This is a genomic window from Pseudoalteromonas sp. H103 (assembly GCF_001469205.1).
Taxonomy (GTDB): domain Bacteria; phylum Pseudomonadota; class Gammaproteobacteria; order Enterobacterales; family Alteromonadaceae; genus Pseudoalteromonas; species Pseudoalteromonas carrageenovora.
The window spans coordinates 241,936-257,652 of the sequence record NZ_LOFG01000015.1; the positions used below are offsets into that span (position 1 = coordinate 241,936).

At 37.2% G+C, this 15,717-nt stretch carries 13 protein-coding genes; all 13 read left to right on the plus strand.

All coding sequences use genetic code 11. The features are described from left to right. The first annotated feature begins 1 nt into the window (after position 1). The 13 genes from ATS74_RS10935 to ATS74_RS10995 all read left to right on the plus strand — a co-directional run bounded on the left by ATS74_RS10935 (position 2) and on the right by ATS74_RS10995 (position 15,710). Complete coding sequence (locus tag ATS74_RS10935) at positions 2-664, plus strand: OmpA/MotB family protein (protein WP_058548930.1); 663 nt, start codon at positions 2-4, stop codon at positions 662-664. Beyond that, positions 654-2,621, plus strand: coding sequence for an EH signature domain-containing protein (locus ATS74_RS10940; protein ID WP_235592007.1), 1,968 nt, complete (start codon positions 654-656; stop codon positions 2,619-2,621). Before ATS74_RS10935 ends, ATS74_RS10940 begins: the two co-directional genes overlap by 11 nt. Positions 2,622-2,823: 202 nt before the next feature. Further along, positions 2,824-3,798, plus strand: a complete 975-nt coding sequence (locus ATS74_RS10945) for a helix-turn-helix transcriptional regulator (RefSeq protein ID WP_082660587.1) — start codon at positions 2,824-2,826, stop codon at positions 3,796-3,798. A gap of 73 nt (positions 3,799-3,871) precedes the next feature. Beyond that, entirely contained in the window at positions 3,872-4,963 is a 1,092-nt protein-coding gene (locus ATS74_RS10950) for a cell division protein FtsZ (RefSeq protein ID WP_058548931.1), read from the plus strand. A gap of 503 nt (positions 4,964-5,466) precedes the next feature. Beyond that, positions 5,467-5,871 (plus strand): hypothetical protein, encoded by a 405-nt coding sequence (locus tag ATS74_RS10955; protein ID WP_058548932.1) that lies wholly within the window; start codon positions 5,467-5,469, stop codon positions 5,869-5,871. 383 nt (positions 5,872-6,254) lie between these two features. Beyond that, entirely contained in the window at positions 6,255-7,520 is a 1,266-nt protein-coding gene (locus ATS74_RS10960; protein ID WP_058548933.1) for a cation:proton antiporter, read from the plus strand. A gap of 278 nt (positions 7,521-7,798) precedes the next feature. Next, a complete protein-coding gene (locus ATS74_RS10965) occupies positions 7,799-8,206 on the plus strand; it encodes a hypothetical protein (protein ID WP_058548934.1) in 408 nt (135 codons plus the stop codon). Between the two features lie 448 nt (positions 8,207-8,654). After that, a complete protein-coding gene (locus ATS74_RS10970; RefSeq protein ID WP_058548935.1) occupies positions 8,655-8,993 on the plus strand; it encodes a hypothetical protein in 339 nt (112 codons plus the stop codon). Continuing rightward, the gene (locus tag ATS74_RS10975) at positions 8,986-10,329 is read left to right on the plus strand and encodes an SPFH domain-containing protein (protein WP_058548936.1); all 1,344 of its coding nucleotides are present in this window, start codon (positions 8,986-8,988) and stop codon (positions 10,327-10,329) included. Before ATS74_RS10970 ends, ATS74_RS10975 begins: the two co-directional genes overlap by 8 nt. A gap of 187 nt (positions 10,330-10,516) precedes the next feature. Continuing rightward, positions 10,517-10,783 (plus strand): YrhK family protein, encoded by a 267-nt coding sequence (locus ATS74_RS10980; protein WP_058548937.1) that lies wholly within the window; start codon positions 10,517-10,519, stop codon positions 10,781-10,783. A 57-nt stretch (positions 10,784-10,840) separates the two neighbouring features. Then, the gene (locus tag ATS74_RS10985) at positions 10,841-11,356 is read left to right on the plus strand and encodes a M23 family metallopeptidase (protein ID WP_082660588.1); all 516 of its coding nucleotides are present in this window, start codon (positions 10,841-10,843) and stop codon (positions 11,354-11,356) included. A 234-nt stretch (positions 11,357-11,590) separates the two neighbouring features. Then, positions 11,591-12,001, plus strand: coding sequence for a hypothetical protein (locus ATS74_RS10990; protein ID WP_058548939.1), 411 nt, complete (start codon positions 11,591-11,593; stop codon positions 11,999-12,001). A gap of 526 nt (positions 12,002-12,527) precedes the next feature. Further along, entirely contained in the window at positions 12,528-15,710 is a 3,183-nt protein-coding gene (locus ATS74_RS10995; protein ID WP_058548940.1) for a pilus assembly protein, read from the plus strand. Positions 15,711-15,717 lie beyond the last annotated feature (7 nt).

A 15,717-nucleotide genomic window follows, 5' to 3' on the forward strand; every position in this document is an offset into this window, starting at 1 on the left:
TATGCTTTCTTCTGGACGTGCTCAACATATTGATGAAATAGATGACAGTGGTGCATGGTTATCTATAGGTGATTTAATGTCTGCTTTGTTGATGATATTTGCATTATTATTAATAAGCGCACTTGTGCAAATATCAGAGTCTCAAGAGAGCAGTAAGAATAAACGCATCCTAATTATTCAAGGGATTAATAAGGCACTTAATGAAGCAAATATTGAGGTAGAGGCAGATCCTGTAACTGGTGATATTTCAATATTAGACTCAGTCCTTTTTGAGCAAGGTGAATATACGTTAAAAGATAGCGGCAGAATATTTTTAGATAAGTTTATTCCTATATACAGTAATGTAGTTTTTCAAAGTGAAGATATAGCTGAGGAAGTTTCTCGAATTATTGTAGAGGGGCATTCAAGCCGCGAAGGTGGATTTAGCTACAATATGGAGTTGAGTGTAAAGAGAGCCAATAGTGTTTCATATTATATTTATAATATGGATTTTGACAAGAAACAGGAGTTTTTTGATAAAACACTTTTGGCTGGCAGAGGGCCGCTTGATGCAGATAAAAACTCAGATAATGCTGCTGATAGGAAAGTTATGTTTAGGTTTCAGTTTAAAGGGCAGGAGTTATTAGGGTCATTTGAACAGAGTGGTCTGAAAAATGTTGAGTAGCGGTATTAAATTTAGGTCACCAATAATACCTAATGGAAATAGTTTAAAAAATGTACTCACTAGTTCAAATCTTGAAAAGAGTGGTGTATCTAATATTGAGCCTAACTTTCCACCTTTAACGTATACTCAAATAATAAACGTTATCAAAAATGATATGGCAGATGCTATTACATTGAGTGAATGGTTGATGCTTTTTTGTAACGATATTTATATTGATGATGAACTGGAAAAACAAGAAATAAGCATACTACTTTGGAAGTGTATAAATAACTATGATGCAGTAGCGAATATGGCTTTCTTTTTAGCCAGTCAATTCATTGAAAAAGAACGCAAATCTTACCCTGTGTTATTACTTGATACTTTATCGATCGTGAAGCCATTTCTACACGAAAGGCATCACCGAAGAGTTGAGTGGCTTACAAATATCTATAAAGCAGACTATATTTCCTGCAATAAGCTTGCGTTGGCACATAATAGTCAAACATTATGTTTTATTAATAAACTTAAACTTGCGAAACCTAACGCAACAAGAAAAGGTTTAATTAATAATCTTATTAATAGTTTACCTAAAACGCTCGATACTATTAGTTCTGAATGGTTAATTTCTTCATTTTCGGCATTAACTCGATTTGAACTGCTATCTGTAATCAATGAGCTGGTCCAAAGCCACATTCAGTTTTCTAATATATTAGATACATGGATAAAAGAGAATTGCTTACCAAGTGAAGATCAAAGCCTCTGGTATGAATTAGAACCTGCCTCGCGAAAGGTGTTAGAGGAAAAATATGAAATAAGTAATTATTTCTTGTTTGAATTACTGGTTAAGTTACTTAGCAAGGATATCAATAGCTCAGCCCTTAATATTGATGATACCCAAAGTAACCAATTAAGAGCTCGTTCTGTATTTTGGAAAAACTATAGTCAAAAATTTAATCAAATCAAAATACTTTTGCCTAAGCATACATATCAAGTAATTAGTGAAGGGCTAGTTGTTAATTCTCGAAATTTAATAATACTACCTGATGAGCCGAATGAAAATTCGGAAGCATGCATTTTTGAAATTGGTGAGCACATTATTGTAGAAATTTTACGAGGACAAGCTAGTGAAATTAGAGTTTTTGAGCGTTCTCAGCGAAATATTGCAAGGCTATTAGAAAATAAGAACTTATCTTTAAAAGATATTCGTAACATGACTTATGGGTATGTACATGACCACGAGTACTTATGGCAGTTCGCATTTGAAAAGTTACTCAGGACCAAATTAAATATTACTCCTAATTCAAACATTACTCACTTCTTAGGGTTACCAAAGAGTATTGGAAAATACGATCATCAATACGGTATGGTAAAACCATCTGAAGAAAACTTGATGAAGCGACAAAGTCGTTTAATTGAGTGGAATGAAAGGTTCTGGAATGAAGAGGAGAAAACTGAAAAGTACTCAGGGATATCACCTTTAGTTAAAAAGAGCTATCGTGATTTAGCTATAGCTAAAAATGCTTTATTGGACGGAAATAAGCACGTATATGAAACTTATTTACATAAATCCGCTAATAAAGGAAACCCAGAAGCAATGTACCTCTTAGGGATGAATATTATTAATAATCCTAAAAACTCTCCTGATTTAAAGCGTGATGGAGAAGGCTGGGTTATTAAGTCGGCTGATTGTGGTTATGAGTTAGCTATTAATTTAGCAACTAAATATGGCCTTAAGCTTAAACCAGAAAGTGAGGGGGCAGATAGAATAGTTTTGGAAAAGTTTAAAGATAATTTGAAAAGGCCAAGACCATTTTTATCATTCAAAATAGATGAATTAGAATATCTTTGTCACGAAACTTTATCAAAAAAAGTTGAGTTCGATAATTTGTTAGATGAAATAAGCCGGCGAAAAAATTCAAATCGATTAGTTAAACTTAAAGCTGAAGTTGAGGAAAAACTCAAGAAAATGGAGTTATAGGAAGGTTTATTTTGAGCTCTATCAATTTTCACTGGTATTTTGTGACTTATTTGTTCTTCGACGTAAGATTTACAAGTTATTACCAGAAGACACTCAGCCAGAAAAGTTAATTATAAAAGAGTCAAAATTTTAATATTTGGACAAGGTATTTAAGAGTAGTATTTTAGAGTAATTCAAAAGTGACTCCACACGACTTAATTTAATGATTTCACACCGCCATTTATCAATTTTAGAGCTTGTGCCAATAGCGCCTAGCTCTATTTCAACTCAAAAGTTACAACACAGATTAAGTGCGCGGGGCTTTGATATTTCAACTCGCATGCTGCAACGCGATCTGCAAACGCTACACGATCAAGGTTGCTTTGGCCTTGAAAAGGACATGCGTAGTAAACCCTATGGTTGGTCTATCAATGCGCAGTGGCGGGGTGGTAACTCAAAAGTTATGAGCAGCGAAGTTGCAGAGCATTATTTGCTGCTGGAGCAACTACTACCGAAATCAGTTCCCAGTGATGTTAAACGCTCAGTTCACATTAAAGCAGAGCAGGCGCTCAAACGTTGTAATGGCCATATGCCTGAGTGGCTTTCAACCCTGCCAAAATCGTCGTTAAAAGTGAATGTTGATACTCAGTTAGTTGAGCAAATTGAGCATGCGATTATGCATAAGCGTGCAGTGAGCGCTGAGCTTTATAGAGTACTTTACGATGAGGCACATTGGTTAAAGTTTGCTGAGTTGAGTTTTTATAACATAGTTGAGCAAGGCGGTGTGTTAATGGCGCAGTTTATGGTGGGGACGCTCCACGATAAGTGTTACCAGATGCCGGTTTACCGCATTCGTAAAGTACATATTCTGCAAAAGACACGACGTGAGCCAAGTGCCGAGCAATTAAAAACGTTACGCAGCGCGATTAACAAAAGTATGTGTAGAGAACTTATAGAATTGGTTGTAAAAGTCTCGGATCATTCTACTTTAAACCAAGGTTTTATAGAGCTTGGTGAACTGGTCGGCAAGCAACAGATTGACGATAAAAGCGTATTACTCACCTACCAAGTTATTGATACCGAGCAGCTAACTGATGAGTTGCTTAAATGTACTCATTGGCTGGAAGTTATTAAACCTGAAAAGTTGCGGCAAAGAATTGTTAGCAAGCTTCAAGCGGCCGCTAACATTTATAAATAACTCCAACTAGTTTAGGTGCGTCAAAATTTGACGTACCTATTTGTTATGCTCCTTTTAAAGTTAAGGAGTAGCTATGTTTCAATTAATTCAACAAAATGATGGTTTATCGATTGGTGTATTTGGTATTGGTGGGTGTGGCTGTAATACGCTGAACAGTATTTTTGAACAACGCGAGTCTGATCAGGCATTCTTGTACAGTGTTAATACCGATAAAGTAGTACTTGAGCATACACAAAGTGATGAAGCAGTGCTTATAGGAGCTGAGCTCACGCATGGGTATGGTGCCGGCGCCGACCCTAAAGTTGGGTTGCAGGCAGCGGAAGAGAGCAAAGAGCAGCTTTTAACGCTTATTAATGGCTGCGATATAATACTCTGTGCAACAGGGTTGGGTGGCGGTACTGGGACTGGCGCTAGCCCTTATATTGCAGAGCTTGCTAGCGAACAAGGTAAACCCATTATATTTGTTGCTACATTGCCATTTAGTAGTGAAGGGCAGTTTAGAAATAATATAGCGCAAGCAGGTTTAAATGAGCTTAAGGAGCATGCTAATGCTGTTATTACTCTTCCAAACGATCAACTTATTGAAGTGCTAGGTAATGATATTGGTTTATTTGACGCCTTTAAGCATAGCAACCAAATACTCCACTCACTGATCAAGTCACTAATCGATATGCTTTGTTTTCAAGGGCTTATAAATGTTGATCTAAATGATTTTGCTAAAATTATGGATTGCCAGGGTGATGCAGTACTAGGGGTTGGTAAATGCGATGAAGAAAGCGAGCTAACTACTGCGCTTGATGGGGCACTTAACAATCCGCTGGTTAATCAGGTCGATATGTCATCAAGTACAGGGGTAATAATACAAGTCAATTGCAAAGATGAAATTTCACTGGGTAGTTACAACCTAATTACCGATACAGTACGTCAGCAGGTAAGCACAAACGCGTTAGTTATTTGTGGTGTATCAAAAATAGAAAGCCTAGCGACCAATTATGAGCTGCTAGTTATTGCTACGGGCGCGAGTTCTAAAATGGTTATTGATGACTTGAGTAAAGACAAACAGCCTGAGGAAAAAGCTAACAAAGCTAGGCCAAAGCCATCTGATATTTTTGACATCCCTGCTTATATCAGAACAAAATCGCCAGCCCCACAAAAAGAGTTATAAAATTTTCTTATAACTCTTATTTTATAAAGTTTACAGCTCTGAGTAGCTCCAAAATTGTTAAAAATAATTCCGTGTACAGAAATGTGTGCAGAAATTACTTCTAACCCTTAAGGTGCTTGTTTTTATTGGTGGTCTCATAATCGTGCCAATAGATTGTTGCTTGATTTTGCTCTTGATATGCCATGCTGAAAACCCTGAGTAGTTAACTTTAAGGCGCTTAAATGTGCGCCAAGTTACTAAAATAATGAATTATTTAGATTATGGCATATGGGCGGAGTAGTTTATAGGTTTGCGATTGATAAGGGAGTTAAATTAGTTGGTGTTAACTAATTATATTTAATGCACTTGCTATAAATTGCTTACTAGTTTGGCATTAGACTAAAGTCTATAGGTTAATTTTCTTCACTTATTGGTTTTGTTTTAATCGTTTGTCGTTTTTATGGTAATTCTCTAAAGTTCAGTTGTCGGCAACAAGCACGACTTAACCAAACAGGATTATGACCATGAAAACACTTATCAAAACTATCGCTCTTAGCTCACTACTTACTTGTTCAGCTGCTGCAATGGCTGATCAAAGTGATTACAAATTAATGGTTATCGAAACTGCAACAGCGCCGCAGCCACTTGAGCAATCATTTAATAGCTGTGCACTTAATGTTAAGTCAAAAAACTATGCACAAGCTGAAGAAATTTGTACAAAAGCAATCGCACTCTTAAAAGATGCTGATGGCCCAAAATTTAAAGTACGCCAGCTTACCTCTTACGCTTTAAGTAACCGTGGTGTAGCGCGTTTAAAATCGAATAACGAAACTGCTGCATTAGCCGATTTATACGAAGCTAACCAAATGTCTAACAGCACTATGGTATCGCACAACTTAAATCGCGCTAAAGAGGAGCTTTCTTTATAAAAGATTGCTCATAAAGTGTTTTATAAAACACTTTAATTAAGCGAGAGTACAAAAAAGCCATGTTAGGTTAAACCCTTATATGGCTTTTTGCGTTTTTGCAATTTATAAAAAGCACAAATACAGTGCTACAGTAAGCCCAATTATACTAATCGTAATAATACCTAAGCGTTTTGATGCGCTAAAGCGAGGCTAGCTGCGTAAATTGGCTCATTGGAAACTGCATGAATGCAAAAGGTAATTCAATGCAGAAGCAATTAGTGATAACAACTAAACAGTGATGCTTTGCCTTGTTTATGTAAGGCTTTAGTACCTAAAATAGCTCAGTTAATTAAGCGAACGGGTATTTAAAATAATAACCAATTACTATTTATGGATAAATTAATATGGAACCTACCGTCGTCTCTTCAGGCACTTTAACTATATTTGAAATTAGCGCGATATTTTTATCGATTACTGCATTACTCACCTATGTGAATCATCGCTTTATTGGTTTGCCAACCACAATTGGTGTAATGGTTATTTCTATGCTGGTTTCTATTACCGCGATATTTTTGGGCTTTTTAGGGTTTGATGATCTGATAGATTATGAGGTGAGCTTACTCGATCAGCTTAATTTTACGGAGGTTTTACTTGATGGCATGCTTTCTATGTTGCTTTTTGCCGGGGCGCTGCATGTAAATGTAAGCGATTTAAGGCGTTATAAATTACCGATTGGTATTTTGGCATGTGTGGGTACGCTTGTATCTACCATTATTATTGCTGGCGCGCTTTATTTATTACTGCCATTACTTGGCTTTGATTTATCGTTTATTTGGTGTTTATTATTTGGCGCGTTAATTTCGCCAACCGATCCGATTGCTGTTATGGGTATTTTACGCTCAGCGGGGGCGCCTAAAAGTATTGAAACTGTAATAGCGGGTGAGTCGTTATTTAATGACGGAATAGGGGTGGTGGTATTCGTTTTATTACTGGGTATTTTATCAAGTGGTGATATTCCTACAACCTATTCTGTAGCGCATACGTTAGCTGTTGAAGCGGGTGGTGGAGTTATTTTTGGATTAACACTTGGTGGCATTTTATATTACTTACTTAAAAGTATAGATAGCTACCAAGAAGAGGTATTACTTACTCTAGCAGGTGTTATTGGCGGTTATGCGCTGGCAAGCCATTGGCACCTATCGGGGCCACTTGCGATGGTTATGATGGGGTTGATGGTGGGCAACCATGGCCGTAATTTAGCCATGAGTGATAAAACACGTCATTACGTTGATTTATTTTGGGAGCTTATTGACGAAATTTTAAATGCCATTTTGTTTGTTTTAATTGGGCTTGAAGTTGTAATGATTGCCTATTCGGGCAATTTATTAGCCGCTGCTGTGTTAACCATATTAATTGCTTTATTAGCACGCTTAATTGTTGTGGGTATAACAACCAGCACTTTTAATAAGCAATTAGCATTACCCTCTGGTGCGTGGAAGGTATTAACGTGGGGAGGATTGCGCGGCGGTATTTCGGTGGCGCTTGTTTTGCAGCTTCCTGATGGTGCAGAGCGAAATGTTTTACTTACCTTAACTTATGCTGTGGTGGTGTTTTCTATTTTGATCCAGGGGTTAAGTGTTGGCAAAGTTGCTAAAAGTATTCGTAAGTAAACTTAAATAGATTAGCTGTGTTTTATTTATACAGCTAATGTTACAAAAAATAGAGTGTTTTACTGGTGTTACTTAAATTCTGTTTAGGAATCAGTTGCTAATAAGGGCTAATTGTTACTCGATTTTATAACAAATTAGCTCACGTATTAGACTAAAGTCTATAGGTTAATTTTCTTCACTTATTACGTTTGTTTTTCTCGTTTGTCGCTGTTGAGCTAATACTCTAAAGTCCAGTTGTCGGCAACAAGCACGACTAACTTAATTAGGAAAGGCAAACCATGAAACGTACACTTTTAAAAACCATCGCTCTTGGCTCATTACTAACTTGCTCAGCAGCTGTAATGGCTGATTCAAGTGACTACAAACTAATGGTTATCAAAACCGCTACTGCGCCATTGCCACTTGAAGAGTCATTCAATAGCTGCGCACTTAACGTTAAATCTAAAAATTACGCTCAAGCTGAAGAAATTTGTACAAAAGCTATCGCACTTTTAAAAGATGCTGAAGGCCCTAAATTTAAAGTACGTCAGCTTACATCTTACGCGTTAAGCAACCGTGGTGTTGCACGATTAAAAGCGCATAACGATACAGCAGCTCTTGCCGATTTATACGAAGCAGTACAGGTTTCTGAAAATTCAATGGTAACGCATAACTTAACTCGCGCTAAAGAAGAGCTTTCTTTATAAGAAGCTCTAGCTAGCGCAAGTTTCAAAAAAGCCCCTGCAAGGTATAACCTGCAGGGGCTTTTTTGTGCAAGATATAAAAGTTCACCGTTGTTTGCAGACCCTCGCTTGCAAAAAACTTCATACCTAGACTCTTATTTAGATAGATTTAGTATTTAGCGATTGGCTAATGTTTTATTTTTTACCTGTTTTTTAGACGGTTATTCTGTAAAATCACGCATTAACATTTGTGAAAAAAATTTACACTTGTGATTAAGGTGATTATTCAACTAAATATAATACCAATCCGCATAATTAAGAGATCTATTTTGAGGATGGAAAAACGTGTTGATAGCAAGGAAAAAAATTCGCTATTTAGTTGTTCTAAATGAGAATTTTTTAACGCAGATAGCGACACGTTTAGCCCCTAAAAATGATTAAGTATTATTGCGGATTGGTATAAGTAGGAATTATGATTTTTTATATTGTTGGGTTGAGTACATTGGTTATTATTTTGTGTTTAGCTATTTATGTTATTTATAGCAATGTACGCACAAGCCGAGTAAGAAAAACAAAAGAATACAATGTGTTATTTGATAAAGATACCATTGTGGATGATCTTATTACTCAACTTACTGATAAAAACCAAGCCCAAGCAGACGAGCATAAAACAATAAAAGGCAAAGAAGAGATCCTTGCAACATTTATTGAATTGCATCGTTCAGGTAGTTTTTGTGCGCATTTAAGCGAGCAAGAAATTATTTACTTTGTTAAGAAAAAATTAAACATGGAGAGTAGTAACAATGGATAACGAAAAAGTAATCCCAGCAGAAAAAAATGAGTCGTTTATGAGCCGTTTTGGCCGCCGTAATGTCATTGTGGTGTCGTCAATTGTTGTTGTATTAGCGGTTATTGCTACGCTTACATCGCAGGTTATATCGTGGAACGAAGCAGATGAGCGATTAGTACACCAATCAGCATTTACTGGTAATTTAACGGTGATAAATCAGGCTGGCCCTTATCTAAAAGCATTTGGTACTACCTCTGCTTATAAAAAAGTAATTTCTATTAACTTTACTGGCGATAGTAGTGCAACAGCAAGCGCGATTGTACCGTTAATTCCTATTCGCTTTTTAGATACAACAACCGGTGGTGCCCGTGGTGTATCGCGTTTTAGATTACCGGGCAATGTGCCAGCTAGTGAGTCTGGCGCATTACGTGGTTTACTTAAAATACACGAAGAATTTGGCTCACAAGAAACTCTAATTTCTAACCTACTAATGCGCGCCACAACTGAAAATGTTAAAGCGTCTGCACGTATGATGTCGGTAGAGCAACATTACTCAGGTGGTAATGGCCAATTAAGCCAAGATTTTTCTGATCAGCTAACCAACGGTATTTTTGTGACCGAGCAAATTATTAGTACTGGTGAGCGTGATAAAACTGACGATTTAAGTAATTTGAGTAAACAGCAACGCGTTACTATTAATATTAAAAAAGACAGCGAAGGCAATGCACTGCGTAACGCACCTATTTTAGGCGCTTACGGTATTACAGTAGTTGATGCGAGCATTATTGATATTGACTACGAAAGTAAAGTTAACGCACGTCTAGAGGCGCAAAAACAAGCAGCAGCAGATGAAGCGCTTGCGCGTCAAAACCTTAAAAAAGCAGAGCAACAAGCGCGTACAGAGGTTGCACTAGGTGAGCAAGCCATTGCTAAGCAGCGAGCTGAATCCGAAAAGCTAAAAATTAAAGAACAAATTGATGCTGAGCGTATTAAAGCAAATGCGATTATTTCAGCACAGCAACGTGTAGCGGTTAAAGCGGAGCTTGCAAAAGAGCAAGAAGAGATATTAAAGCAACAACGTTTAGAAGCACTTGGTATGGATGTGTTAGCTGAGGCACGTTTACGTGCTAAGTCGGCAGCGCTTGATCCTAAATACGTTTTTGATGAAACATTAAAAGCTGAGGTGAAAATTCAAACTGCTTTATTTACAAGTTTAGGCAATAGCCGCCTAGTACCTGAAATTGTTATTGGTGGTGCAGGGCAAGGCGAGCAAAGCAACGGCTCTGAATTTATGCGTTTACTAGCTGCTGATGCCGCTTTAAGTCTTAAAAAGCGTTTAGAAAAAGAGAAAAAATAAACGATTTATTAAATTCAAAAGTTATGCTTAGCTTTAGGTTATAAAGACTATACAAATCAAAACGCTGTCTGATATTTCAGACAGCGTTTTTTATTGTATGCAATTTGCTATTGTATTGTGCAGATAAGCCTATATTTTGTAAAAACAGTTTTTTTAATTACACGGTAAAAAAGAGTGAGCAGTATTGATGGATAGCAGAAATCAGCTTAATTTAGACTTAGGACAAGAGCATATTACCATCCAACGTCGCTATGAAGCGCTGGGAGCATTTAACGATTTTTTGATTGCAGTGTGGTTTTTAATTGGTAGTTTTTTCTTTTTAAATGACTCATTAATAGAAAGCGGTACGTGGTTATTTATAGCCGGCAGTGCACAATTGCTTATAAAGCCTGTTTTGAAGTTGATAAGCCTAGTACATGTTAGTCGGGTATTTCATTCAAATAAAACACCATAAATACGACTCACAATGAGTTCAGGTATTATTGGTTATTTAAATATCAAGGATAGAAAAGTGAAAGTACTAAAGTGGATTGCAATTGGAGTAGCCGTTTTATTAGTTATAGGTTTACTAATTCCCGAAAAAATAATGATACCGGTAAAAGGTGCCACAAGCAAAGATTGGAACCACACTACGTTTTGGTACGAGCCTTGGGGCAGATCGGGTGTACATAAAGGCATCGATATTTTTGGTACTAAAAACACGCCCGTTGTTGCCTCAATAAACGGTATTGTTATATTTGCAGGTGAGTTAACCCGAGGTGGTAAGGTGGTTGCGGTACTTGGGCCTAAATGGCGCGTGCATTATTTTGCACATTTAAATGACTACAATGTAAGTGCAGGGGATGTAGTTAGCATAAACAGTCAAATTGGTTTACTGGGTGATACCGGTAATGCTGCAGGAAAACAACCTCATGTGCATTATTCTATATTATCGCTTTTGCCTATGCCGTGGCTTTTTACAACGCAAAGCCAAGGTTGGAAAAAGATGTTTTTTTTAAGCCCACATGAAAAGCTAACAGCTAAGTAACTACGCCATTTTGAGATAAGCTAATAGTTAAAGGTTAACCAGATACAGCGATTAACTGTAACTAAGCTTTTTAATAAGTAAATTACATACCTTTTATCGCGGGTATTAGACTAAAGTCTATAGGTTAGATTTATTCACTTATTAGGTTTGTTTTTATCGTTTGTCGGGAAGGGTGGATGTATCTAAAGTTAAGTTGTCGGCAACAAGTACGACTAACTAAACAGGAAGATAATCATGAAACGTACACTTTTAAAAACCATCGCTCTTGGCTCATTCTTAACTTGCTCAGCTGCTGCAATGGCTGATCAAAGTGATTACAAATTAATGGTTATTGAAGATTCAATAACAGCAGCCCCAGAATTTGAACAGCCATTTAATAGCTGTGCACTTAATGTTGAATCAAAAAAATACGATGAAGCTGAAGCGGTATGTACAAAAGCCATTGCTTTACTTAAGCAAAGCCGTGGCCCACGTTTAAAAGTACGTGAACTTACATCGTTTGCATTAAGCAACCGTGGTGTTGCACGCTTAAAAGCAAATAAAGATACTGCTGGTATTTCTGATTTATACGAAGCAGTACAAATTTCTAAAAACTCACTTGTATCTCATAATTTAACTCGCGCTAAAGAAGAGCTTTCTTTGTAGGCGAAAGTTAGTAAAGCCCCAGTTAGCTAGCTAACTGGGGCTTTTTGCATTATGAGAGAAAATACTTTAGATTCCTTTAAATTGCTTATATAGCAGTAATCCCCAATCGAAATGTTAATTAATTGTTTTTACATCTTTAGCCGTACTCACGGCCTATTTGTAACCTATTGAATAATAGTGTTTTAAATCGCACAATTAATATTGTTAGTTTCGCATCATTTTTAAAAATATATCCAATCGCAATTTTGAACAGTCGATTATATCTAAAATCGGGATTTTTCTATTTTAAGCCATTGTAAATTAAACCTTTATTAGCAACATAGAGCTTTATATTTATGTCCTTTTTATTTAAAGTAATTAGAATATTGCTGATTCAGCTAGCATTAATGTTTATTTGATGTGCTCACGATTAAGTTGAGCAAGTTGTTTTTGCGCGTTAGTTACTATTTCTAATTAAAAAAACTATTTAAGTAACAGCGCTTTTTAGGGAGCTACGCAATTTTTGCGTAGGTAAAAGGATTTAAAAATGAAATTCAAATTCAATTGCGTAGTTGCGTCTTTTATTGCTGCAACTATTAGCCTTTCTGTTACCGCCGAAGATATAGAGCTTTACGTAAACCACAACGTAGAAACCGATGAAAAGCCTCGAGTTTTAATTGTATTCGATACATCTGGGAGTATGTGGAGTAAGCTTCCTAATAATGGGCCAAGAAAAATTGATGCCGCTAAAGATGCAATGACCGACTTGGTTAATAATAATGAGTCTATTGATTTTGGTCTTATGCGCTTTCAAAGTAACTATGGCGGTTATGTTATGGCTGAGATTGGTTCTTCAAGAGCTACGGTTAAAAATCAGATAAAGAGCTTACCTGCTAGTGGCAGTACACCAGTTACTGAAACATTATGGGAAGCTTATTTGTACTTAACTGGCCAACAAGTTTTATATGGGTATGAAGAATATTCAGGAGATGAAGATTTTTTAAGTAAAACTGTTACTTATGAAAAAAACCATTATAACAAAAAGAAAAAAGTAACCACTCTTACATATATTTCGCCATTCGGAACTGATTTAGACAGCGATGAACGCTGTGATAATTCTATTAACCTTATTTTAATGACGGATGGCGATCCTCAAAGTGACACTGAAAGTAATAATGATATATACCATCTTTATAAATCTAAATTTGGTTCAAACCCAAGTACAACAAGTGGAAGTTATTTAGCTGCTCTAGCACAAATAATTCACGGAACAAGTGACGTAGAAGTTGATCTGTACGATAGCACACCTGAAATTGCGGATACTGGTAGAGTCTTTACCATAGGTTTTGGCAGTGGAATGAGTACTAATGGTAAAAAGCTACTTGAAAAAACAGCTCAAGTCGGTGGCGGAGAATATTTACATGCCAATACTTCTGCAGAACTTTCAGAAAAATTAAATAGCACCATTTCTAAAATAAGAGAGGTAAACGATACCTTCTCCTCCCCAACTGTAGCGAGCAATAATGTTGATCAAACTCGTAGCCGCGAAGCTATATACTTTACAATGTTTTACCCTGAAACCGGTGCTCGCTGGGGTGGAAACTTAAAAAAGTTGGCTATGTCGGGCTCTACTATTGTTGACTCTGATGGTAATGAAGCAATAGGTGATGATGGCTTAATTAAAGAAGACGCTCGAACGTTTTGGCTGCCTACTAATAAATCAGCGGACGGTAATTTAGTAGCACAAGGTGGAGTAAACTCTTTTCTTTCTACCTTAGATGGGCAAGGTCGTAAATTATACATAGATTCAGGCGGTAGAATTGTCGATTTTACCTTCGATAAAGTAAAAGAAATTTTAAATATTGTTTCAGAAACCTTAGGCGGTTTAATACCAGGCACAGATATTTCAATTTCTCTTAACGATATTAATTGGGCAAGAGGCATAGACGTTGACGATGAAGATTCAGATGGCTCATATGTTGATCAGCGCTCTGATATTTTTGGAGATCCACTTCACTCCAAGCCTGTTTCTATAGATTACGGTGATGGTGATATACGTATCCTTGTAGGAACTAATGCCGGCTTTTTACATATGTTTAATGACAAAGGCGATAGCGTTGAAGAAGAGTGGGCTTTTACACCAGCTGAGTTATTAAAAAATATACCAGCGCTTCGCTCAAACCAAGCTAACTCTAAAGTGTACGGTATGGATGGCCCAATTAGTGTGTACTTTAATAACCAAAGCCTAAATAGCAAAGGCTTAAATGATGGTGTTGTTGACGCATCACAAGGTGATGAAGTTTGGGCGTTTGCCGGAATGCGCCGTGGTGGTAATAATTACTACGCACTTGATATCAGCACTCCAGATAAGCCAAAACAATTATGGAATAAACCCATTGTTGGAGGCTCTGAAGATTTTAAATACTTAGCTCAAACATGGTCTAAACCACAAATAGCGTACATAAAAGCGTTTGGAGATGAGCCGCTATTGGTATTTGGCGCAGGCTACGATACAAATAAAGATGAAGCAATCAGAAGCGAAGACGAAACAGGACTCGGCATTTATATTGTTAAAGCGAGGACCGGTGAGAAGGTTTGGGCATTAACGCCTGAAGATAATAACTTTCAAGGAAAGCACAGTATTGCAGCTGATATTGCAACGCTTGACTCTGATTACGATGGCTATATAGACCGCTTATATGCAACAGATACTGGCGGTAATGTATGGCGTGTAGATATGCCAGGGTCAGATAAAAATGACATTTCTTATTTTAAATTAGCAGAACTTGGGAGCTCATTAGCTTCACAAGACAGGCGCTTTTTTTACAAGCCACTCGTTGCACGTACTATGTTTAGTAAAGCGAGTAAAACTACAAACGAAAATGGCGTTGAAATAACAACACGATTAGATACGCCATACGATGCAATTGTTATTGGTAGTGGCAACCGCTCAAACCCGCTTGCAACTAACGAGCAAGATCATTTGTACATGATCCGTGATGAGCATACTGTTACACAAACATTTAGCTCAGAAGATAAACCTACCGCTATTGTTCCAAGCGATTTAATGCTTATGAATGACGACCCGTTTGGAAATGCATTAGATAACGTTGATGACTTTGTGGATCTAGAGGTTGACCTTGCTGGCTTTAAAGGTTGGCGTTATGAGCTTAGTAATGGCGAAAAATCGCTAGCTGCGGCAACGGTAGTTGGTGGTGTTGCCTATTTTACTTCTTTTACACCTGCGCTTGAGTCAAATAAAAACCAGTGTTCGTTAACGGGTGGCGGCGGGGCTATGTATGCATTTCACTTGCACTATGGTACTAAGGTTTACGACCAACTTAAATTTACTACCAGTTACGATGTACCTGATACTGCTCAGTTGTATTTTGGTGAAGGTGACTCATGTATAGACGCTAACAATAATGGATTATGTGATGTTCCAACACCTGATGATGGTACCCCAGACGACGATGGCCCAGATGGTGGCTACGAGTACGAAGAAACAATCCCAGTGAGTCAGGTTAGTCAGTTTTATTTAATTGGCCCTAGCCTAACAGGCGAGGGTGCGGTAAATCCAATAAAGCCTGTTGAAATTACAGGCCCAGGTTTAACGGTTGTCGATGGCAAAGTTAAGTTAGTTAATGATAGCGATACTTTAGGTTTTGGTTTTAAAACTCAGCAAACTTATATTTATAAACGCGAAGAGTATGAATCAGGAGATCAATAATAAGCTT

What these genes read in the sequence shown, in the direction of transcription:
- ATS74_RS10975 (WP_058548936.1), top strand. Translation starts at nt 8,986, where the DNA reads ATGGATAACGAAAAAGTAATCCCAGCAGAAAAAAATGAGTCGTTTATG.
- ATS74_RS10960 (WP_058548933.1), top strand. Translation starts at nt 6,255, where the DNA reads ATGGAACCTACCGTCGTCTCTTCAGGCACTTTAACTATATTTGAAATT.
- ATS74_RS10965 (WP_058548934.1), top strand. Translation starts at nt 7,799, where the DNA reads ATGAAACGTACACTTTTAAAAACCATCGCTCTTGGCTCATTACTAACT.
- ATS74_RS10945 (WP_082660587.1), top strand. Translation starts at nt 2,824, where the DNA reads ATGATTTCACACCGCCATTTATCAATTTTAGAGCTTGTGCCAATAGCG.
- ATS74_RS10995 (WP_058548940.1), top strand. Translation starts at nt 12,528, where the DNA reads ATGAAATTCAAATTCAATTGCGTAGTTGCGTCTTTTATTGCTGCAACT.
- ATS74_RS10955 (WP_058548932.1), top strand. Translation starts at nt 5,467, where the DNA reads ATGAAAACACTTATCAAAACTATCGCTCTTAGCTCACTACTTACTTGT.
- ATS74_RS10970 (WP_058548935.1), top strand. Translation starts at nt 8,655, where the DNA reads ATGATTTTTTATATTGTTGGGTTGAGTACATTGGTTATTATTTTGTGT.
- ATS74_RS10935 (WP_058548930.1), top strand. Translation starts at nt 2, where the DNA reads ATGCTTTCTTCTGGACGTGCTCAACATATTGATGAAATAGATGACAGT.
- ATS74_RS10940 (WP_235592007.1), top strand. Translation starts at nt 654, where the DNA reads ATGTTGAGTAGCGGTATTAAATTTAGGTCACCAATAATACCTAATGGA.
- ATS74_RS10980 (WP_058548937.1), top strand. Translation starts at nt 10,517, where the DNA reads ATGGATAGCAGAAATCAGCTTAATTTAGACTTAGGACAAGAGCATATT.
- ATS74_RS10990 (WP_058548939.1), top strand. Translation starts at nt 11,591, where the DNA reads ATGAAACGTACACTTTTAAAAACCATCGCTCTTGGCTCATTCTTAACT.
- ATS74_RS10950 (WP_058548931.1), top strand. Translation starts at nt 3,872, where the DNA reads ATGTTTCAATTAATTCAACAAAATGATGGTTTATCGATTGGTGTATTT.